The sequence below is a fragment of the Ruminococcus sp. 8Y-12 genome, assembly GCF_058119865.1.
In genome coordinates this window covers 481827-505087 of record NZ_CM176623.1, presented here as the reverse complement: position 1 = coordinate 505087, position 23261 = coordinate 481827, and the positions used below count along the sequence as shown (strand labels likewise).

General features: G+C 48.9%; 14 protein-coding genes. 12 read left to right on the top strand and 2 right to left on the bottom strand.

Annotated features, from left to right (window positions below; all coding sequences use genetic code 11):
- Positions 1–398 precede the first annotated feature (398 nt).
- Positions 399–10220 (top strand): beta-L-arabinofuranosidase domain-containing protein, encoded by a 9822-nt coding sequence (locus AC0THY_RS01955; protein ID WP_489992793.1) that lies wholly within the window; start codon positions 399–401, stop codon positions 10218–10220.
- A 148-nt stretch (positions 10221–10368) separates the two neighbouring features.
- On the opposite strand, the gene AC0THY_RS01950 is transcribed toward AC0THY_RS01955, so the two are convergent.
- Positions 10369–11346, bottom strand: a complete 978-nt coding sequence (locus tag AC0THY_RS01950; protein ID WP_489992792.1) for an SGNH/GDSL hydrolase family protein — start codon at positions 11344–11346, stop codon at positions 10369–10371.
- 520 nt (positions 11347–11866) lie between these two features.
- Between AC0THY_RS01950 and AC0THY_RS01945 the strand changes: the two genes are divergently transcribed.
- From AC0THY_RS01945 to yaaA, 10 genes are all read left to right on the top strand, one after another.
- Positions 11867–12529, top strand: a complete 663-nt coding sequence (locus tag AC0THY_RS01945) for a F0F1 ATP synthase subunit A (RefSeq protein ID WP_489992791.1) — start codon at positions 11867–11869, stop codon at positions 12527–12529.
- A gap of 91 nt (positions 12530–12620) precedes the next feature.
- A complete protein-coding gene (gene atpE / locus AC0THY_RS01940) occupies positions 12621–12845 on the top strand; it encodes an ATP synthase F0 subunit C (RefSeq protein ID WP_489992790.1) in 225 nt (74 codons plus the stop codon).
- A 19-nt stretch (positions 12846–12864) separates the two neighbouring features.
- On the top strand, positions 12865–13365 hold the full coding sequence (gene atpF / locus AC0THY_RS01935; protein WP_489992789.1) for a F0F1 ATP synthase subunit B: 501 nt from the start codon (positions 12865–12867) through the stop codon (positions 13363–13365).
- The gene (gene atpH, locus AC0THY_RS01930; RefSeq protein WP_489992788.1) at positions 13346–13849 is read left to right on the top strand and encodes an ATP synthase F1 subunit delta; all 504 of its coding nucleotides are present in this window, start codon (positions 13346–13348) and stop codon (positions 13847–13849) included. The genes atpF and atpH overlap by 20 nt, the downstream gene beginning before the upstream one ends.
- A 5-nt stretch (positions 13850–13854) precedes the next feature.
- Positions 13855–15360, top strand: a complete 1506-nt coding sequence (gene atpA / locus AC0THY_RS01925; RefSeq protein ID WP_489992787.1) for a F0F1 ATP synthase subunit alpha — start codon at positions 13855–13857, stop codon at positions 15358–15360.
- A 4-nt stretch (positions 15361–15364) separates the two neighbouring features.
- Positions 15365–16261 carry an ATP synthase F1 subunit gamma gene (gene atpG / locus AC0THY_RS01920; protein ID WP_489992786.1) on the top strand — a complete coding sequence of 299 codons (897 nt, stop codon included), beginning with the start codon at positions 15365–15367 and terminating at the stop codon, positions 16259–16261.
- An 8-nt stretch (positions 16262–16269) separates the two neighbouring features.
- Positions 16270–17676 (top strand): F0F1 ATP synthase subunit beta, encoded by a 1407-nt coding sequence (gene atpD, locus AC0THY_RS01915; protein ID WP_489992785.1) that lies wholly within the window; start codon positions 16270–16272, stop codon positions 17674–17676.
- 19 nt (positions 17677–17695) lie between these two features.
- On the top strand, positions 17696–18112 hold the full coding sequence (atpC, locus tag AC0THY_RS01910) for an ATP synthase F1 subunit epsilon (protein WP_489992784.1): 417 nt from the start codon (positions 17696–17698) through the stop codon (positions 18110–18112).
- Positions 18113–18420: 308 nt separating this feature from the next.
- The gene (locus AC0THY_RS01905) at positions 18421–20061 is read left to right on the top strand and encodes a GGDEF domain-containing protein (protein ID WP_489992783.1); all 1641 of its coding nucleotides are present in this window, start codon (positions 18421–18423) and stop codon (positions 20059–20061) included.
- The gene (gene yaaA, locus AC0THY_RS01900; RefSeq protein WP_489994131.1) at positions 20058–20816 is read left to right on the top strand and encodes a peroxide stress protein YaaA; all 759 of its coding nucleotides are present in this window, start codon (positions 20058–20060) and stop codon (positions 20814–20816) included. Before AC0THY_RS01905 ends, yaaA begins: the two co-directional genes overlap by 4 nt.
- 3 nt (positions 20817–20819) lie before the next feature.
- Here the strand turns inward: yaaA and AC0THY_RS01895 are convergent, their stop codons facing one another.
- Positions 20820–22022: a CapA family protein gene (locus tag AC0THY_RS01895; RefSeq protein ID WP_489992782.1), complete on the bottom strand. Its 1203-nt coding sequence runs from the start codon at positions 22020–22022 to the stop codon at positions 20820–20822.
- A 185-nt stretch (positions 22023–22207) separates the two neighbouring features.
- Here AC0THY_RS01895 and AC0THY_RS01890 point away from each other — a divergent pair, with 185 nt between their 5' ends.
- Complete coding sequence (locus tag AC0THY_RS01890; RefSeq protein WP_489992781.1) at positions 22208–23230, top strand: DUF2804 domain-containing protein; 1023 nt, start codon at positions 22208–22210, stop codon at positions 23228–23230.
- Positions 23231–23261: the final 31 nt, after the last annotated feature.

Here is a 23261-nt window from a genome sequence, read left to right as displayed (position 1 = left end):
GTACAAAATGTAAGAAAAAAATGGACCGGCAATTGAAAAACGCAAAAAAACTTACAGAAATCATAAAAAAATATAACTTTTTTAATAATTTTATGAATGAGAGGGAAATTGGAAAGATTTTCATACATTTCCAAAAAGAAATAGTGTAAACAAAAAATCGATCTTGTACTAAAATTTAAACATACTTGACTTATAAATTATGAATAAGTCAGTAAAGATAGCTGCATTGCTATGGGAACAAATAAAAACCTGATTGGGGGACGAATTAAGGAGGTGAACAGGATCAACAGAAGAGAAATTTTCTGTAATGAGAATGGCGGTTTTACACAATTTCTTTAGGAGGGTAGTGCGAGATGAAGAGAGAGATATCTATGTTATTCAGAAGGAGTAAAAAGATAATGAACAGAGCAATTTCGTTGCTCATGGTCATTACCATGCTAAGTGCAATTTTATTGTCAGCGCTTCCGGCGCTTCCGGTATCTGCAGCAACAGGACTGGATTTGACAAAGTATGACCCCTATGGGGCTGAGGATGGAAATATTGCACTGAGCGCAAAAGTGGAAGCAGTATATTCAAACGGTTCGTCTGTTGCCCGCAATGCCAATAACGGAACACTTGGCAACGGCGGTACCAATACCGTTTGGAATACATGGGGAACTCAGTATGGAAATCCCGGAAATCCGGTATGGATTCAGTATACGTGGGATCAGCCGTATGTTATTGAAGCTACTAGAGTAATGTGGTGGATTTACACAGATGCCGGTGTTCGCTGGGCCAGAGACTGCAAGCTCCAGTACCAGAAAGATGGTGAGTGGATTGACTGTGGATCCATTGGAACGGATGGAAATTCAGCCAACTTTTCAGGCGGTGCAGAAGTCAACAAGCCATGGCCGGCACCAGGCCGTTGGGGAACCAATACGGTGTGGAATCCCCTTGAACTTGAAGAAACCATTGTCACAACAGGACTGCGTCTCAGCATAACTGCTGAGAGAGACTCAGGCTCCGCTCCAGGCGTAGGTATCAGTGAGTGGGAAGTATTCGGTTATGTAGATCCCGCAATAGCTGATCTGGCTGAGATCGATGAGAACTTCTTAAGCGAACTGTACGATGATGCAGCTCTTCCGACAGAGGGTACATACGGAAGTACAATTACCTGGTCCGATTCAACCAATACGGCCCTGGCAGTTGACGGCACCGTAACCCGCCCCGAAATCGGCCAGGAGGACGCGGTAGGACAGATTACTGCCACAGCAGTGAAAGACGACTTCACGGCAACGAAAGTATTTGACTTTACCGTAAAAGCCAAGATGTCTGACAAAGCTATGGTAGATGAAGACTTAGCAGCCATTGATTTGGGAAGCACAGAAGGCAGAACCACAAACTTTGACCTTCCGGCAGAGGGACGGTTTGGCTCTGTCATCACATGGTCTTCAGACAACACCAAATACCTGTGGAATGACGGAACCGTTGTGAGACCGCCAACCGGACAGTCAGATGTATCAGCAATACTGACAGCAACGGCAACCATCGGAACTACCGTAGAGACACGCCAGTGGGAAGTAAGGATTCCGGCTTACCCGCCAGAGGGAAGAGCAATCGTTTCCTATGACCCCATTAACGTTGAGTGCCCGGCAGGCAATGCTCCGAAACTGCCGAACCAGATTAAGGTATACTATAGCAACGGAGATTCCGAACTGCGCAGAATTAAGTGGGAAGGATACAGTGTAGCTGACCAGACTACTCAGGCAGGATATCCGGTTGGCCATGAGTACACCTTAAACGGAAATATTCAGGGTGACAATGCAACCGTCAATGGATATCAGGTTGCAGCAAACATAACTGTTGTGGCAGCAGAGAAGAACAATGAGGTTCCATCTAACGAACCGGTAGCGGAGACACTGCCGTTGTCAAAGGTAACTCTGAACAATGATCCTGACGGAGAACAGAACAGACTGACTCTGAATACGGAGAGCCATATTCAGTACATCCTGGGCGTTGACGTAACCCGTATGCTCTACAATTACAGAGATACTTTTGGACTGAGTACTGAGGGTTATGCAACTCCGGGTGGTTGGGATTCTCCCACTACCAAGCTGAAAGGACACGGCTATGGTCATTATCTGTCAGGCCTGGCGCTCGCTTATGCTTCTGATGCGAAACCGGATGAGAGAGAGCAGCTTCTTTCCAGAATGAAGAGAATGACGGACGAGATGCGTGAGATGCAGGAAATGACCTTTGTGAAGATTACCGATGAAGACGGAGTGGAAAGGTTCAGGGAAGCACGCGACAGATATTCCAATGACGATGAAGTAAGGGCAATGACTAATGTTCGTTTAAGAGACGACAAGACAGCTCCCAGAGATCCTAAGCTTTTTGGTTATGGATATATTAATGCAATTCAGCCGGAGCATTTGATCCTGATTGAGAACTATGCTCCTTATAATGGAAATATGTCAGATTACGGTGTTTGGGCGCCGTACTATGCTCTGCACAAACAGCTGGCAGGACTTGTGGAAATCTACAATGTTCTGAACGGCGGAAACCAAGAAGAGCAGGCTATTGCAGAAAAGGCTCTTCTCATTGCAAAAGATATGGGTATGTGGGTATGGAACAGACTTAACTACTGTACACACGAAGGAAAACGCCCGAATAACAATACACCGGGTTACAGAGATACCATGTGGGGACTTTATATCGCTGGTGAGTTCGGCGGTATGAATGAAACCCTGGCAAGACTTTCTGATATCATGAAAAAGAAAGGTGACTCAGACGATTCAGCAAAACTTCTTGAGGCATCTACCTTCTTTGACAACAACGGTGCCAGCAGTGACACAGGAAATGTTCCGTTCTTTGGTTCACTTGCAAACAATATTGACTCCATCAGAACCCTGCACTGCAACCAGCATATTCCGCAGATCGTTGGAACGCTCTGGAGTTTCAAGGGAAGCAATGATCCGAAATATTACAACATAGCTGAGAATTTCTGGGATTACGTCTATGGACGCTATTCCTTCACCATCGGCGGTGTTGGAGGAAATGATAGCAACGAGGAGAAATTTGCAGGAACCTACAACCAGATAGGTGTGGTAAATACCAATGATGGCGGTAAGATCTGTGAGACCTGTGCAGCATATAATTTGCTCAAGCTCACCAAGGATCTGAACGGCTACAATCCAGATGACGCAAAATATATGGATTACTATGAGCGTCTGCTTTACAACCAGATCGTAGGTTCCATTGTACCGGGAAGCAAATCAAATCAGACGTCCTACGGTTACTCTATTTATCCGAACACGCAGAGAAGCAGAAGCACCGGAAATGCTACGAACCCGGGAAGTACCTGCTGTTCTGGTACCGGAACAGAGAACCATGTGAAATATCAGGAAGCAGCATACTTTACTTCCGCAGACAACCAGACCTTCTATGTTGGCCTGTACATTCCTACCACAGCCAGATGGGACGCTCAGGATGTATCGATTACCCAGTCCTGCGTATTCCCGTCCGAAGAGTCTACCTTTACGGTGGCTCCAGGTGCAGCTACAGGCAAATTTGAGATGAAGTTCCGTGTTCCCTACTGGGCTACGAAAGACTTCGATATCAAACTGAACGGCAAATCCATAGCAGACAGCTATGAGCCAAGCTCTTATGTTTCAACCGGCGTAAGAGAGTGGAATGATAAGGATACGGTAGTAGTTACCATGCCTTATGGCTTTAACGTGGACTACCTGCCCGGAAAATGTGACGGCGAGTGGTACGGTTCCCTGATGAATGGTCCTCTGGTTATGGCTGCAACGGATGTGAAAGAGCTGTCCAGAGTTGAGCTGGATTCCTATATGTCAATAGGGGAAGGCACAAACGTACTTATGAACGAGCGTGCAACCATGACAGGCGGAACAAACAATGAGAAACCAACCCGCAATGTTCACAATATGAGTGTAAAGGTAGCGCCGGGAACCTCAGGCGGGGAAGCAGCAACAAAGACATTTGTACCGCATTACTTCGCAGGCGTTCCTGCTTACACAACCTACTTCTACATTCCTGCTCCGAACGAGAATACAGGTGTAGACAAGACTCCGCTGTTTGAGAAGATTACAGAGGCAACAGACAGAATCGACACAGGCCTTTACAGCCAAGAGAGTGTTGACGCGCTGAAAGCGGTTCTGCCAAATGCAGTAGCTGCTTATCAGAGTAATGAAACAACGGAAAAACAGCTGAATGACGCAATTGCTGAAGTTCAGGCAGGTATCGAGAAACTGGCAGCCCTTCCTGTTGAGATCACAAAACTGCAGGAAAAGGTAGATGAAGCTGACAGCGTAGCAGAAGGGGACTACACTCCGGAGAGCTATGAGTTACTCAGCAGTAAAATCGCAGAAGCTGTGGCTTACAAAGAGGCCGGAAATTATACGGATGCGGAAACCGCAGAGCATATTTTTGCCATTGAGTCAGCTATGAAAGCACTGGTAGCACTGAACAAGGCTGAACTGATTGCAGCTCTTGAAAAAGCAGCAGAGCTTACAAACCCGGAAAATACGGGTGAAAAGCTTTGGGCAGAACATGAGTACACAACGTACACACGTAAGTCATGGAATGCATTTAAAGCAGTAGAAGAGAGTTCACAGAAGATTCTTCAGAATGATCCCAAGGTTCCTGCTCAGAGCGAGATCGATGGGGCAGCCAGCGAGCTGAACAAGGCTATGGATGCGTTACTTCCATACAACCTCTGTGATGAGAGAGAACCACTTGAAAAAGCAATAGAAAAGGCAAAAACCTACAAAAATGATCCTCCGCAGTACGATGAGAAAGCTTTTGAAGCTCTTCAGAATGCAATTACAGAGGCGGAAGAGAGACTGGGATATGCAAGCCTTACCTTCCCGGAACGCGACGGCTTTATCAATGATCTTGAAAAGGCCATCAAGGATCTGACGAATGTTCCTTCCGAGGGCGTTGAACTGATCAGAAATGGCAAGTTTACAGCCGGTGTTAGCCCGTGGGTAGGTCATTGGGGTGGTGCCAATGGTCTTTCTGTAAAGGATGACGAGACAGTAGGAAAATACCTGGAAGTAGATAAAAAAGGTAATAACTGGAATAGCTTCTACATGGTGAAACAGGAGGTTACCGGGGACTTTAAAGTAGGCGATGTGCTCAAATATAGTTATAAGGTGCGCAGCGGAGCAGCAAACAATAACCAGAATACCAGATTCAATATCATGATTGCCAATGTGGATGGCAACTTTGTAGAGGACAATGATGCTCTTCATAAAAAGTTTGCCGGACCGAGAGTACAGGGCGACTGGGTTACCGTAACCGGCACCTGCGAAATCTGGGCAGATACGCAGAAGATCGCATTTGGAATTAACGAAAATGGATATAGTGCAAACGCAAATAATGTTCATCTTGCAGATGTCTCAGTATTGTACGTTGAAGACACTACTTCCATTCGGGTAACCGGAATTGAGTTAAATAAAGATGCACTCACATTATCACCAGGCGCAAGAGAAGAACTGATCGCAACTGTGAAACCGGATGATGCTACAAGGAAGGGCGTATTATGGAGTTCCTCAGACCCGTCAGTAGCCAAGGTTGACAGTAAAGGTCTGATAACCGCAGTGGGAGTAGGTACAGCAACCATTACAGCAACTGCGGACAGCGACAAAACAATAAAAGCAGAGTGTGCGGTAACGGTAAATGAGATACCTGTAACAGAGGTTACTCTGAATGAATCAGCGCTTTCACTGGAGCCTGGAGTAAAGAGTACACTGAAAGCAGCAGTGAAGCCTGCAAACGCAACAAACAAGAGCGTGGAATGGAGTACATCAGACGCAAAGGTGGCAACTGTTGAAAATGGCGTGGTAACCGCAGTGGCAGTTGGAGAGGCAAAGATTACAGCAGCTTCTGTGAGCGACCCCACAAAGAAAGCGGAATGTACCGTAACCGTAACTAACGAAAAAGTGGCAGCTACCGAAGTCACACTGAATAGTACCAGACTTTCCATGAAGGCAGGAACGAAGAAGACATTAGTCGAAACCGTAAAACCTGCAAATGCGACAAACAAAAATGTGGAGTGGAGTACATCCAATCCATCCGTTGCAGCAGTGAAAGACGGTGTGGTGACTGCAGTGACTGCAGGAACCGTAATGATTACCGCAAAACTGGCAACCGATCCCTCTAAGAGAGCGGACTGCCTTGTGACAGTAACAGGCAGCATCCTGGAGCAGGCTACAGCAGCCAATCCATATCTGCCTCTGTGGGAGCACCTGCCGGACGGCGAACCCAATGTATTTGAAGATCCTGACAACCCAGGGAAATACCGTGCATACATTATCGGTTCCCATGACCTTAGGCGTAATGAGTACTGTGGCCCGGACGTAAGAGCCTGGTCCGCACCGGTAGAAGATCTGACCCAGTGGCGCGATGAAGGCCCGATCTTTACACACTATGTAAATGAGCAGTGGGATCTCATCTATGCACCGGATATCGTGGAAGTCAGAAGAAGAGATGAAAACGGAGACCGTACCATCAAGGAATACTATCTGTACCCCCACAGCCGTGGCGGAAACAGACTGTCCATGGTATGTAAGGGAGACAGCCCGGTTGGACCGTTTACCCCGATCAACCTGAATGAGGCGGGAACCGCAACACTGCCTGGAAGCCTGGTTGGATTTGACCCGGCAGTGCTGGTTGATTACATTGATGATCCGGAAGATCCGGATTACGAGATTGGATTCCGTGCATACGCATACTGGGGCTGGCAGGAAGCAGAGGCCTGCGAACTGGATCAGACCAATATGTGGGCAGTAAGGCCAGGAACCGAGAGAATACATGATTTCATACCGTGCAGCACCAGCTATGGTAATATCCGGAAACCGGATATTGAATATCCGTATGTATTCCCAGGGGAAGACCTGAAATCCTTCAACTATTTCGAGGCGTTTGAAATCCGTAAGGTAGGAAACAAATACGTCTTAACGTTCAGCGGATATTCGGGACCGGATTACGGAATGGGAAGCACCAACTCCGCACTGCGTTACGCATATGGAGATACCCCGTTAGGACCGTGGAAGAGCGGAGGAGTACTGGTAGACTCACGAGGACCTGTATTAAATGAAGCAGGAACCGGACTGGTAGGACGTACCTGGGGCCACAACACTCACGGAGGCCTGCAGCAGATCAATGACCAGTGGTATGTATTCTACCACAGACCGCCGAGAGGAAATGGAAATGCCCGTCAGGCAGTGGTAGCACCGGTGAAGATTGACTGGGACGAGAAATCCGTTGCAGATGGCGGAAAAGTAAGCATCAAGGCATATGACCCGTATTCAGAGGACAACACATGGACAGCAAAGGACAGCCAGGGAAGAGAGTACACAGGAGCGGAGATCACCTCAGAGGGATTCCACCTGTATGGACTTGATCCTTACAAGTATTACTCCGCAGGTATCGCATCCTACGTTGACGGCGGAACGCTCCAGGATTCCTATGAGATCTGGGACAGCCACATGCCGATTGAGAATGTGAGAAACAACGCGAAGATCGGATACAAATATTTTGGATTCGAGGGCATAGAGGAAGACCAGAAGGGAATCAAAGCGTTTGAGGGAACAAAACCTGGAAATAACACCAAGTTCAACGTGTTCCTGACACCGAAGACAGCAGAGAGCTTCAAGGTAAATGTATGGCTGGACGGCCCGTGGGATAACGAAACCTGGAAGGGAACAAAGATCGGTGAGATCGAGGTACCGGCAGGATCTGCACAGGAAACACAGAGATTCCAGCTTGATGTATCCGATGCAGTTGACAACCTGGACGGCAAACATGCAGTCTTCCTGGTTGCAGAAGGCGGTGACGGAAATCTGTTTGACTTAATCGGTCTTGGATTCACTTCCGATACAAAGGAAATTGAACGTCCGATTATGCCGACATTGAGTATTTCCATCAATGGATCAGAGATGACACTTCCGAGCCTGCCGATGGCATCCACAGGAAAGAACGGAATCATGACCTATGATCTGTACAATGTTAATCCTCCTTCAGGCTTAACAAGCGTACCTGATATTGAGGCACACGCAAGTGATGACAATGTGAAAATTACTATTTCTAAACCGTCTTCACTGACTGGTATTGCTTATGTAAGATTTGAGCTGAACGGCAAGACCAAGACATACAGAATTCCGTTTGCAAAACAGGAATATACCATATTTGAAGAAATGAATCTTGGCATTGCATCTGTAGAGGCCGCATCAAGTGTAATTGGTGATATGCTGATTCTTGATGATGCAGACAGCATGAACGATGAGCAGAAGGCTGCAAAGGCTAAAGAAATGATCGATGATATGCTTCAGGAAGCGCTTCTGGAGAATGATGCACTTAGAGGTGTGGCAGCAGATGTCACCAATGCAGACGGTTCCTTTGTACTGAAGCTGACCTGTGGTGACACAGAAATGACAAACAGTGCATTCGCCATCACATCACCGGTAACGTTAGTACCAGTAACAAAAGTGACAGTTGACAAAACAACACTTACTCTGGTAGCAGGAAATAAGGGAACACTGAAGGCAGCGGTACAGCCGAATGATGCAACCGTACAAGAAGTGCTGTGGAGTTCATCAGACGAATCCGTGGCAACGGTTAACAATGGAGTGGTAACCGCAGTAGCTCCTGGTAAGGCAACAATAACAGTCACATCATTTAGTGATAATACCAAGAAAGCGGAATGCGTAGTAACAGTAAATGATCTGAGCCCCGAAGAGCAGGCCAAGAAGGCAGCCGAAGAGGCGAAAAAGGCAGCTGAGGAAGCAAAGACACAGGCAGAGAATGCAAAAGCAAGTGCAGAATCAGCTAAATCAGACGCACTCAAGGCAGAGAATGATGCTAAGTCAGCAGCAGGCTCAGCAGAAACTGCAACAGAAGAGGCTAAAAAAGCTTCAGACGCAGCAGTGACAGCGACAGACGAAGCTAAGAAGGCAGCAGATGAGGCAGTAAAGGCAAAAGCAGAAGCAGATAAGGCAAAAGCAGACGCAGACAAAGCAGCTGCGGAGGCAGGAAAATCTGAGACAGCAAGACTTGCAGCAGAGGCAGCCCAGAAGAAGGCTGAGGATGCTCAGTCCAAGGCAGCAGAAGCACAGGGCAAGGCAGAGGCAGCCCAGACAAAGGCAGAGACAGCTCAGTCCAAAGCAGCAGAAGCCCAGTCCAAAGCGGAGATAGCTCAGAGCAACGCAGAAAAAGCAAAAGCAGATGCGGAAACCGCCAGAACGAAAGCTGAGGAAGCAAAAGACAAGGCAGTAGCAGCACAGAGTGCATCTGAAAAATCTGCAGCAGCAGCAGCGGCAGCACAGAAAGCAGCAGAATCAGCTAACATAGATGCACAGGCAGCTAAGAAAGCGGCAGAAGCGGCAAGAGATCAGGCAATCAGCGAGAAAGACGATGCTGTGGCAGCAGCCAAAGCGGCGGCAGATGCCAAAGCGCAGACACAGGTCATCAAGGAACAGGTTGAGACCATCAAAGCGCAGGTAGAGACCATTAAGGCAGAGGCAGTTGCAGCCAAGACAGCGGCAGAGTCAGCCAAAGCGGATGCCATTGCAGCCAAGAAAGAAGCAGAGGCAGCTAAGGCAGATGCAATTTCAGCCAGCGCAGACGCATTGGCAGCTAAGGCAGCAGCAGAGGCAGCAGCCAAAGCAGCAGAAGAATCTGCAGCAGCAGCTAAGAAGGCAGAAGAAGAGGCTAAAAAAGCGGCAGCAGAGGCAGCAGAGAAGAAGAAAGATGCAGAAGAAGCCAGAATAGCAGCAGAGAAAGCCCAGGCAGCAGCGGAAGCGGCACTGAAAGCAGCACAGGCAGCCCAGGCAGCAGCGGAAGCAAGACAGAAAGAGCTGGATTTGGCAAAACAGGCAGTGGCAGATGCACAGAAGAGTGCAAAGAAGGATTCTGATGCATTAGCCTTAGTAAGAAGAACTGCGAAGATCAAATCCGTAAAGAGTCCTTCAAAGGGCAAAGTAAAAGTTCTTCTCAACAAGGACAAAGCAGCTGTAGGCTATCAGATTCAGTACTCACAGAAAAAGACCTTCAAGGGCGGATTAAAAACAAAGACCGTGAAGACAACTTCTTATACGATCAAGTCCCTGAAGAAGAAGACTTACTATGTGAGAGCAAGAGCTTACACGACAGACTCCAAAGGAAAGAGAGTATACAGCAAGTGGAGTAAGGTGAGAAAAGTTCGCGTGAAATAACAGAATAGATCTCAAAAGACTTCATGAACAAAGAGGGAGGGGACAGCAGGCTTACAGAGCTGCTGTCCCCTCCTCTTTGTGTAAATTTACCAAAAATGTCAAAAACGACCGGGTCATTTCCGAAAATGACCCGGTCGTTTTTGAACATTCAGCTCAGGACCCATGTAATCTCATTCACAATCGCCTGATTCGTATCCCCTGTATAGTGCAGCCCGTCTGAAGAAAACCCAAGTCCGTTGGATTGGAACCAGGAGTAAGTGTCTATCCAAGTCACCTCCGCGCTGAGATAAGCACTGAGATTTTCGTTGAAATTCATAATCTTATCATTGGTGATGGTGTAACCCGCCCCGCTGCAGAGGGCATCATCCACCGGGTTCACAGACATATAGTACACATCAAATCCCAGAGGAACAATGTATTCATTTACAAAGGCCGCGTACTGGGAGGCAAGGCCGTCAAAGGGACCAGACCCCACCAGGTCGTTGACGCCCAGATTGATGATCAGGGCAGTGCGGTCACAGGCCTCCCCTAAGGAATCTGCATAGCTTAACAGTTCCTGGTAAGCAGTTCCCGTGAACCAGGAATATCCTGTCCCGATTTCACAGATAAAGCTGCACCGCTCGTCATACCCGGTATAATCCCGGATGCCTACAAACCTGGAATCTCCTAAAAACAGGAGATGCTCGTATCCCGAATGAGTCACCTGCAGGGTACTCAGATACTGGAAAAAAATCTGCCAATTGTATTCATCTACCATCTGGCAGATGTAGGACCTTTGGTGGTCCTCCGGGAAAATAGCTGCACAGATATCATCCAAATCCCCTGAAAAATCCACATCGGAAATGCCAAATCCGATTTTATCCGTTTCCCACTCAAAGCGGGAGTCCACCAGCATCAATAGCTGGGTAATCAGTGTCTCGTTTAACTGCTTGTCCTCCTCAAATCCAAAATACTCCAACTGCTCCCGGAGGAAGTCCATTCGGTAGTCCGTCTCCTCCATACCCATAAAACGGAATTGAAACAACAGCCTGCCCTCACTGGGACCTTCCGCGGAAACGGGAAGCACAAATATGCAGGAGAGGAGAAGAGAGAGGATCAAAACCTTCCAAAGATGTTCGTTTTTCATCAGCTCTTCCTGTGCGCTTCAGCACATAAAATAGATAGAAAACAGGTACCTGAATCATTTTCTTACGGTCAGCGCAGTAAGTGCGCAGACCTGTTGAATAGTTACAAAAATAGTTTCATGTTTATTATATCATGGCTTTCGAATATAGGAAGAGTAAATTTGAAAAAATTTAGAGGACGAGTGAAAAGTTTGACAAAAATTTGTCAATTTTGACATTAAACTTGTATGACAGAAAAAAGAGAACGTCTAAACCTTAGACAATTGGAATAGAGTGAATTTGAAAAGTGAATAAAAAATGAAAAATGAAAATAGGAATTTAAGTAATTATAACTAAAATCACACCCGAACAATCCCCTGTTAATGAAGTGTTAAGAAGATTTTCAAGCGATTGACAAAGAAAATGAATGGTGATAATGTTTAGAAAATATTTTTATAAAAGCTTTAACTGATAGCTATCAAATAAATAACGCGGCAGCGAGAGAAGGAAGGGAGCAATACGGAAGAATTAGCAAATCGCTTAATGGAAGAACTGAATGTGGATACGGTATTTACCATACCCATCTTTGGTGGAATAGCAATCGACGAGGCGGTAGTGGTGACCTGGATCATCATTGCAGTGCTCACATTGCTTTCCATCATTTTTGTTCGAAATTTGAGGGTGGAAAATCCCGGAAAAAAGCAGCTGGCCCTTGAGGCTTTAGTGGGATGGCTTCAAAATTTCTTCAAAGATCTTCTTGGCGAGGGTGGAAAAGCTTATATTCCATACCTGATGACAGTGGCGCTGTTTCTGGCAGTGTCCAACCTGATCGGGCTGTTGGGGTTTAAACCGCCCACAAAGGATATGAATGTGACGGCAGCCCTGGCGATCATGAGCATTTTCCTCATAGAGTATGCGGGCTTTCACAAAAAGGGCGCAAAGGGGTTTCTTAAGAGCTTTGCGGAACCGGTGCCTGTGGTACTGCCCATCAATATTCTGGAGATCTTTATTAAGCCAGTCTCACTTTGCATGCGGCTCTTTGGAAATATCCTGGGGTCCTTTGTGGTCATGGAGCTGATCAAGTGCATCGTGCCAGTGATTGTCCCGGTGCCGTTTAGCTGTTATTTTGACATTTTTGACGGTCTGATACAGGCGTATGTCTTCGTGTTTTTGACAGCACTATTTATCAGTGAATCCATCGAGTGACCTTTATTTATGTTGGTTTCCGCGTTTGCGGACAGAACCGTTTACTATGACAACCCATTAAGAAAGAAAACAAAAAAGGAGAACAGAAATTATGACAACTTTAATTGCAATCGGAGCAGGAATCGCAGTTTTGACAGGTATTGGAGCAGGAATCGGAATCGGGATGGCAACGTCCAAGGCAGTGGATGCAATCGCAAGACAGCCGGAGGCTGAGGGGAAGATCAGAACCACACTGCTGCTTGGGTGTGCGCTGGCTGAGGCAACCGCCATCTACGGGTTTGTAATCGGACTGCTGATTATCTTCTTCTTAAAATAAAAAAGGCAGGTGAAAAAGGATGCTGAGATTAGATTGGAATCTTCTCTTTACCATCATCAACCTGATCGTTCTGTATGTATGCATGAAAAAGTTTCTCTATGGCCCCATTACCGCCATTATGGATAAGCGCCAGAACATGATCCGGGAACAGCTGGCAAATGCCACCCAGACGGAGGAGGAAGCCCGGCAGATGAAGAACAGGTATGAGGCTGCGCTGCAGGGTGCGAAAGACGAATCCGGTAAAATTGTGGATCAGGCTAGGGCGGAGGCTAAGTCAGAATATGAGCGCATTTTAGGGGATGCCGACAGGGAGGCGGGCAGGATTTTAAAGGAGGCCCGGACCACTGTGGAGACGGAGAGGGAACAGGCGTTATCCCAGATCCAGTCTCAGATCGCGGGCCTGGCTATGACGGCCACAGAGCGGCTGCTGTCCCAAAAGAGCAGCGCCCAAAACGACAGCCGCCTCTACGATGCGTTTCTGGAGGAAGCAGGTGATACCCATGACACAGACGGCAATTAACTACGGCGTGGTGCTGTACCAGCTGGATGTAAAACGGGAGTGTGTAAAGGCAGCAGCGGATGAGCTTTTGCAGGTCCCGCAGCTGAAAATGGTTTTGACAGATCCCACCCTGGAGTCCGGAAAAAAGCACAGGATTATTGAGAAGGTTTTTCCAGAGGAGTTACATAAGTTTTTGAAGCAGGTGAGTGATCATCAGAGATTTGACCAGGTACAGGAGATATTTGAGGCATACAAAGCATATGCGGATGAGCAGGAGGGCATTTTGCGTGCCACGCTGTATTATGTCACACTCCCTGATGAAGAGCAGAGGGAAAAGATGAAAATATTTTTAAAGAGAAAATATAAATGCAGCCAGGTTCGGCTTTCCATGCAGGAGGCTCCAGAGCTGCTGGGTGGATTTGTCATCCGGGTGGGCAACTTTGAGTATGACAGAAGCCTGAAAGGACGTCTGAGGCAGATGAAACAGAAAATGATCCGGAGGTGAAGGAATTGAGCGCAATCAGTTCAGAGGAAATTATATCCATTCTGAAGGAAGAGATAGAAAATTATGATGCGGTCTGTAAAGATCAGGAAGTGGGAACCGTCATCTGGGTCGGGGATGGGATTGCAACGGTCTATGGAATCGATCACGCCATGTACGGGGAGATCGTAACCTTTGAGACGGGCCTGAAGGGGATGGTGCAGGATATCAGAAAAAATGAGATCGGTTGCATTCTCTTTGGAAAGGATACGGTAAGAGAGGGGACCAAGGTGGCCCGCACCAAAAAGAAGGCGGGTATTCCTGTAGGCGAAGGGTATATTGGGAGAGTTGTGGATGCCCTGGGTGGCCCCATTGACGGAAAAGGGGAGATACAAGCGGATGGATTCCGGCCCATTGAACACGAGGCGCCCGGTATAGTGGAGCGCAAGTCTGTGAGCGTTCCTCTGGAGACCGGAATCCTGGCTATTGACTCCATGTTTCCCATAGGGCGGGGCCAGAGGGAGCTGATCATCGGGGACCGGCAGACCGGAAAGACTTCCATAGCCATTGACGCTATCTTAAACCAGAAGGGCAAGGATGTGATCTGCATCTATGTGGCCATTGGTCAGAAGGCGTCCACAGTGGCCAAGATTGTGGGAACATTGAAGAAGTATGAGGCCATGGAATATACCACTGTGGTATCCTCCACAGCCAGTGAGTGTGCTCCCCTGCAGTATATTGTACCCTATTCGGGAACGGCCCTGGCAGAGTACTTTATGTACAAAGGAAAAGATGTGCTCATTGTCTATGACGACCTCTCCAAACATGCAGTGGCCTACCGGGCACTGTCTCTGCTGCTGGAGCGTTCCCCAGGGCGTGAGGCTTACCCGGGAGACGTTTTTTACCTGCACTCCAGACTGCTGGAGCGGTCCAGCCGTTTAAGTGAGGAGGCGGGGGGCGGTTCTATCACAGCCCTGCCCATCATTGAGACCCAGGCTGGGGACGTGTCCGCCTATATTCCAACCAATGTCATCTCCATCACGGATGGGCAGATCTTCCTGGAGAGCGACCTGTTTTTTGCGGGCATGCGTCCTGCGGTTAATGTGGGACTCTCCGTATCCCGTGTGGGAGGTTCAGCTCAGACAAAAGCCATGAAAAAGGCATCCGGAAGCATCCGGATCGACCTGGCCCAGTTTCGGGAGATGGAGGTGTTTACCCAGTTCAGCTCAGATCTGGACGCCTCCACCAAGGAACAGCTTCAGTATGGAAAGGGACTCATGGAGCTGTTAAAGCAGCCCCTCTGCCGTCCCCTGAGTATGCATGAGCAGGTGATTACTCTGTGTGCCGCCACCCACAAGGTGATGCTGGACGTGGAGGTAAAGAAAATCAAGGAGTTCCAGAACCAGATGCTGGCTTACTTTGAGCGGGTTCACCCCGAGATTGGACAGGAGATCGAGGAGAAGCAGGTGCTCACCGACGAGCTGGAAGAGCGGATCGCAGCGGCAGCCCTGGAATTTAAGAGTAAGAGCAGGTGATCGTATGGCGAATGTAAAGGAAATTCAGGACAGAATCAACAGCATTCAGGACACGATGAAGATTACCAATGCCATGTACATGATTTCATCCTCCAAGATGAAACGGGCACAGAAGATTCTCAGGGACACGGAGCCCTTTTTCTACGCCATGCAGGATTCCATCGGCAGGGTTCTGCGCCATGTGCCTGACATCGAACATCCGTATTTTGACGAAAGACCCCAGAAGAAACCAGAGGACCGGAGGATTGGGTATTTTGTAGTTACCGCAGACAAAGGGCTGGCGGGAGCCTACAATCACAATGTGATCAGGATCGCGGAGGAGGAACTGCAGAAGCCGGGTCAGCACAAGCTGTACGTGCTTGGGGAGCTGGGACGCCATTATTTTGTCAGGAAGAAGATAGAGATGAACACGGATTTCCGCTATACAGTACAGAAACCCACCATGCATCAGGCCAGGGTGATGTCTGATGAGGTGGTTGCCCTGTTTCGGGAGGAGAAACTGGATGAGTTTCACATTATTTTTACCAGTATGAACAGCGCAGTCTCCATGGAGGCGCAGAAGCTGGAGCTGCTCCCGCTCAAAAAAGCGGACTTCAGAGGCAGGATTCCGGATCTGGTGGATGTGCACAATGAGATGATTGCCATGTCTCCCTCCGCGGAGGCACTGTTGGAAGCCATGGTACCCAACTATCTCACCGGAATCATCTATGGCTGCCTGGTGGAATCCTACTCCAGCGAGCACAACTCCCGCATGATGGCCATGGAGGCATCCACCAAGAGTGCGAAAGATATGCTCCGGGAGCTGTCTATTCGCTACAACCGGGCCAGGCAGGCAGCCATCACTCAGGAGATCACAGAGGTAATCAGCGGTGCAAAAGCGCAGAGACGAAAGCAGAGGTAGGGATAAGCATGAATAAAGGAAAAATCGTACAGGTCATGGGACCTGTGGTGGATGTGGAGTTTGAAAACAACGACCTCCCCTATATCAAGGATGCCCTGGAAGTGGAAAATGGTGACAGGAAATGCATCATGGAGGTGGCACAGCACCTGGGAAACAACACTGTGCGCTGCATTATGCTAGCCTCCAGCGAGGGGCTGCACCGGGATATGGAGGTGACTGCAACCGGCGCAGGCATCAGGGTTCCGGTGGGGGAGAAGACCTTGGGACGCCTCTTCAACGTGCTGGGAGAGACCATTGACGGGGGAGAGGACTTAAAGGACACAGAACACTGGGTGATTCACCGGGACCCGCCCAGCTTTGAGGAGCAGAGCCCGGTTGTGGAGATTCTGGAGACGGGAATCAAGGTCATTGACCTGCTGGCCCCCTACGCAAAGGGAGGAAAGATCGGCCTCTTCGGTGGGGCAGGAGTGGGAAAGACCGTGCTGATCCAGGAGCTGATCCGCAACATTGCCACAGAGCACGGAGGATATTCCATATTTACCGGAGTGGGAGAGCGTTCCCGTGAGGGAAATGACCTGTGGACAGAGATGAAGGAATCCGGGGTGCTGGAAAAGACCGCCCTGGTATTCGGACAGATGAATGAACCGCCAGGAGCACGTATGAGGGTGGCGGAGACCGGGCTTACCATGGCAGAGTATTTTCGGGATCAGGAGAACCAGAATGTTTTGCTCTTTATAGACAACATTTTCCGTTTTGTGCAGGCGGGATCTGAGGTTTCCGCACTTCTGGGCCGGATGCCCTCTGCAGTGGGCTACCAACCGACCCTGGCTACGGAGGTGGGGGAGCTTCAGGAGCGCATCGCCTCTACCCAAAACGGTTCCGTTACCTCCGTGCAGGCCGTCTATGTGCCGGCGGATGACTTGACTGACCCGGCACCGGCGACCACCTTCGCCCATCTGGATGCCACCACAGTGCTCTCCAGAAAGATCGTGGAGCAGGGAATCTACCCGGCGGTAGACCCTCTGGAATCCACCTCCCGCATCCTGGAGGCCGATGTGGTGGGGGAGGAGCACTATGAGACAGCCAGGAGAGTACAGGAGACCCTGCAGAAATATAAAGAGCTTCAGGATATCATCGCGATTCTGGGCATGGAGGAGCTCTCCGAGGAGGATAAGATGACGGTTTACCGGGCCAGAAAAATCCAGAAATTTCTCTCCCAGCCCTTCCATGTGGCAGAAACATTCACGGGGGTTGCCGGCAGGTATGTGCCGCTTAAGGATACCATCCGGGGATTTAAAGCCATTGTGGACGGTGAGATGGACGACTATCCGGAGTGGGCCTTCTTCAATGTGGGAACCATTGAGGATGTAATTGAAAAGGCGAAATCACAGGAGTCAGTTACGGCGAATGCCTAGCAGCCAGGAGGGATGGACTATGAATACATTTGGTCTCAGAATCGTAGCCAGTGATAAGGTGTTTTACCAGGGGAGGGGCAAGTTTATTGTACTTCCCCAGCCGGATGGGGAGAAGGCCATCCAGGCGCACCACGAAGATATGATGTTTGCCGTGGTTCCCGGGGAATTGCGTTTTTTGACAGACAAGGATGAGTGGGTCAGCGCTGCCATCAGCAGCGGCTTTGCTCAGATCATCAACAACCGCGTCACGGTGCTGGTGCTCACCGCGGAGCGGCCGGAAGACATTGACCTGAAGCGGGCCCAGGAGGCCAAGGAGCGGGCCCAGGAGCAGCTGCGCCAGAAGCAGAGCCAGCAGGAATACTATATGTCCCAGATGTCCCTGGCCCGGGCCATGTCCAGGCTGAGGGTGGGAAACCGGAAGAATCTTAATCTTTGATCAGAAGTTGTGGCAGGGGCTGCAGCAGCAGGGCCGAGGGAGGCTTTGGTGCTGCAGCTCTTTTCCTGTCTGAATGATTCAGCCTTTTCTGTGGTGCGGGACCTTTGGATTTAACATCTGCGTAACATTTACCACCCTTAATTGTGATAGAATTGTGACAACCTTTATCTGGGCAGCAGATAAAGTCAACAGTGGATTGCAGACCGGCTCAGATGCAGAGTGTAATGTTAGCAAGGAAGACGGGCCGCCTGCAGCAAGCACGCCGAGGCGCGCCTGGATGGTAGTGGAAGAAAGTAAGGATTTATAAAATGGAGAAAAAAAGCAGATTTATCCTGTTGCTGTTTCTGCTTGCTGTATGTGTGATGGCAGCGGTAGTGGGCTATACAGCAGCAGTGTTTGAGACAGAGGATATCCGGATTCATCGGGAGGAGATACGGACTCTCGATGACTGGCAGGTGTCACAGAAGGGAAACACAGTCGTTTTACAGGGAAACCTGCCAGAGAAGATACAGGGAGATACGATTCTCTGGACAGAGACCAATATGCAGCAGCTGAGGATTTGGGTGGACGGAAGGCTTGTCTATGAGTTCGGAGTTCAAAGACAGGTTCCTTTTGGCAGCTATTTTGGAAGCTGTTACAACTACGTTGAGATTCCGCAGGAGTGTTCTAAGGCCCCGGTTATGTTGGAATATATCCATAAGGTAAATCACACTGTGTCATTGACACCTTCGGTCTATTTATCCAACAAGAGTTCCGCAGTCATTTACATTCTTAGGGAAAATATAGGGCTTGTTGTGCTCACTGGACTAATGATATTCACTGGCTCTCTTTTTATATGTTTTGCGGTTTGGGGGGCTGTTAAAAAGGTTAAATACGGGATTCAGAGCATACTGTATGCGGGGCTGTTTCTCACCCTCTGCGCAGTATGGCTGCTGACGGATTCCAAGGTTCTGCAGCTGCTTAATGGGAACCGTGCATGGACTTACCTGCTTTCCTTCTTTTCTTTTATGCTAATGCCCGTCCCGTTTCTCCTGTATGCGGGTGAACTATGCAGCCACGGAAAAAAATTTTTTCAGGCAGCGGGTATTCTGCACATTGTGCTGTTCCTGGGGAATCTTTTTCTGTATATTTCAGGGATCAGTGAATTGTATCTCTCAATCGTAGCCGTTCATTTACTGATGTTTCTGGATATCGTGGTTTTTCTGGCCGTCTCCTTTCGGGAACAGTTCCGGTATGGGAACAGGGAAGTGCGGGGGATGATCCTGGGCATGAACGTGCTGTGTTTCTTTACAGCGTGCAGTGTACTGCTCTTCTATACGAATCACTTAAACTGGTACGCGAATGTGTCCATGATAGGGCTTGTGGTCTTTGTAATATGCCTGGGAGTGTCCGCACTTAAAAAATGCATCAATCTGATGCGCGCTCACTCGGAAACCCTGGCATATAAAAGGCTGGCTTACATGGATTTTCTCACCAAGCTTAATAACCGGGCCGCATATGAGAGGGAGTCGGACCGTTTGGAGGCGTTAACGGATAGAGGCAGAATTACACTGTTGATCCTGGATCTGAATAGCCTGAAGTATTACAATGATAGGTATGGACACCAGGTTGGAGATGAAATCATCTGCGCAGCTGCAGACTGTATCCGGGAGGCCTTTGGGCAAATGGGAAAGTGCTACCGGATCGGGGGCGATGAGTTTGCAGTTCTGTTGGAGGAGTGCACAGAGAAGGCGCTGGATGAGGGGAAGGAAAAGCTTTGCCAGTCAATCAAGAGATACAATGAGACACATCCATATCATCTGAGCATGGCCTGCGGTGAAGGGAGCGGTGATAAGGATGTTAAAATAGCCAGGATATTTCAGGCGGCAGACAGTCAAATGTACCAGAATAAGAAGCTGACCGGCGCAGGGAGGGGAGATCAGGAGAGGGAGGAACAGAATAAATGTTGAGGATCATCATTTCCCCGGCCAAGAAAATGAGGATTAGAACAGATGAGGTTCCCTGGAGGGAACTCCCAGCGTTTCTGGACCGAGCTGGGATACTGCAGGGATATCTGCAGAGCCTCAGCTTTGAGAAGCTGCAGAATCTGCTCAGCTGCAACCGCCAGATTGCGCAGCTGAACTATGACAGATACCAAAGCATGAATCTTAAAGGGAATTTAACCCCCGCGCTTCTCTCCTACGAGGGAATCCAGTATCAATATATGGCTCCCGGCGTTTTCACAGAAGGGCAGTGGGACTATGTTCAGGAGCATCTGAGAATCCTGTCGGGCTTTTATGGAATCCTAAAGCCCCTGGATGGAGTGACGCCCTATCGTCTGGAGATGCAGGCAAAGCTTTCGGACGCCTCATGGAATAATCTCTATGAGTTCTGGGGAGATGATATTTACAGGAAATTGACGAAAAAAGTGCATTTGGTGGTCAACCTGGCTTCCAAGGAGTACAGCCGGTCAGTGGAGAGATACCTGAAAGATGATATACAGTACGTGACCTGTGTGTTTGGAGAACTGACGGATGGAAGGGTGAAAACAAAGGGAACTCTGGCAAAGATGGCCAGAGGAGAGATGGTGCGCTGGATGGCCAATGAGGGGGTCAGCAGCCGGGAGGAGCTTGAGCAGTTTCGGGGGCTTGGCTACTGCTTTGCTCCTGACTATTCCCATGGCAACACGCTGACCTTTCTGCTGAAAAAGCCAGAAGGGATCTGAGTCTCAGAGTCTCTGGGAGTCTATCTGACTGCTTCTCTCCTGCAGTTTTTCCATGATTCGTTCTCCTTCTTCCCCCTCGGCCGGAGTGGGCTGGTAATTGTTGAAGCCTGTCTCGGAGGTAATTCTGCAGGGAATGATATTTGTATTGTCATCTTCCACCAGCTCCCCATCTTTAAAGGTAAAGGTCTGCTGGTAAATGATGGTGTCCATATCTGCGGGAGCAGTGTTTCCTCCAAAGCAGAAGTTCCCCAGACTGTATGCGATATTTTTCCCGCGGTACTTCTCTATGCCCTGAAGCACATGGGAATGGTGCCCTACCACCAGATCAGCCCCATTGTCAATGGCAGCGTGTCCAAGCATTATTTGATTGGAATCAGGAATGGTTTCCCGCTCATTTCCCCAGTGAAAGACAGCGATCACCAAATCTGCCCCCTCAGCTTTCACTTGGGCGATATTGTCCTTTAGCTGCTGCATACGCTCCAGATGATCTGCAAGCTCATAGATCCCCACCAGTCCCACTTGTACACCATTTACCTCAACTACGGCAGTGTCATCGTATCCGAAGGTGGTAATACCAGCGTCATTTAAGATTCTCTGTGTGTCTGTGTAGCTCTCTTCCCCGTAATCGTGGCTGTGATTGTTGGCCAGATTGGCTGCCTCTACGGAGCCAGAGGTAAGAATTTCCACAAATTCGGGCTCCCCTTTAAAGGCGTAGAGTTCTCCGTTTCTGGCTGTGGATTCCGTCAGAGTTCCCTCCATATTGACGATTGACAAGTCATCAGCCTCCAGAATAGAGCGAACGTTATCAAAGAAATAGTCAGCTCCCCGATAAAGATAGTAGGCGTTGAGGCTGGTGTCAAATGCAAAGGCCTCATCCATGCCGAGGGTACAGTCACCCATGAGGCTGACGGTGATCTTTGCTTCTGCGGGCAGGGCGGATGCAGAGTCTGAAGAAGACCCGTTATTTCCGGAGACTTGTCCCGCTGCCCCGGCCGGAGCGGATTGTTCTGACTTGATTCCAGTGGATGACTCCACTGAGGACCCGGCTGCAGGTTTTGGCTTCAGCCAGGTATCCTTTGTAAGATAGAGCGCGGTACCGCTTATGACCAGCAGCAGTGCGGCTGCTCCGGAGATGGCCAGCATTTTCTTGCGCCTTTTTTGCCTGTGAATGCGTACTAATTTTTCAATACGTTCCAGCTCTTTCATATTTTTCCCTCATCCTGGTCCCTTCGCGTTTGGCGCGACGGGTAATTTTATGTCGTATTACCTTCATTATAAAAGGGAAAGGGCAGAATGTAAATAAGACATTCTAAGAAATGAAGAGGGGATCGAAGGTTGCTTTCAGGGTGAGAATACGTTACAATCAGAGTATAGAAAGCGGGGGATGCGTGATGAGAAATCATGAGGTTACGAAGGTTCAGGAACTCTTAAAGTATGACGGCAGTCTGCGGGAACCGGGGTGGTCCAGGCAGCTGCTTCAGGTTTACAACAGGAACAAAGTGAAAGCGCCGGCATTTCGGATTAAGGAATGGGACTATTACCTTGTGCTGGGGAAGGATTTTGGGGCAGCGTTTACCATTTCTGACAACGGGTATTTTGGACTTCAGTCTGTCACTCTGTTTGACTTCCGTATACCCTGGGAACAGACAAGCACAATACTGACGCCATTTCCCATGGGAAAGCTGCATCTGCCCTCCACATCGGAGAAGGGGTACACCATATACCGGGATAAACGGCTGCATATGGAATTTCAGGTGAGTCCCGGCAAACGGCGGATTCGCTGTGAGTTTAAAAATTTTAAGGATAAAAAGCCGTTTTCCTGTGACATCACCCTGGAACGGCCGAAGACGGACACCATGGTGATTGCAACACCATGGCAGAAAAGCCGGAAAGCATTCTACTACAACCAGAAGATCAACTGTATGCCTGCAAGAGGTGTGATGCGGTACGATGGACGGGAATATCGCTTTCACCCTGAGTCGGATTTCGGCACATTGGATTGGGGAAGAGGGGTATGGACATACCAAAACAGGTGGTATTGGTCTTCCGGCAATGGATTGGTGGACGGGAAACCTTTTGGCTTCAATCTGGGATATGGGTTTGGAGACACCCGGGCGGCCACTGAAAACATCCTATTTTATGAGGGACAGGGACACAAGCTGGAGGATGTCACCTTTCATATACCCAAGGAGGGCTACATGTACCCCTGGAAAATCACATCCAGTGACCTGCGCTTTGAGATGGACTTTGTCCCCCTCCTGGACCGGTCGGCTGTGATCAATGCACTGGTGGTGAAGTCCGACCAGCATCAGGTGTTCGGCAGAATGAGCGGAAGGGCAGTGCTGAATGACGGGAGGGTTTTAGAGATTAAGGATCTGCTTTGCTTTGCGGAGGATGTATATAACCGGTATTAGCCAGTGAACAGCGCAAGATGGGGAGGAAAAG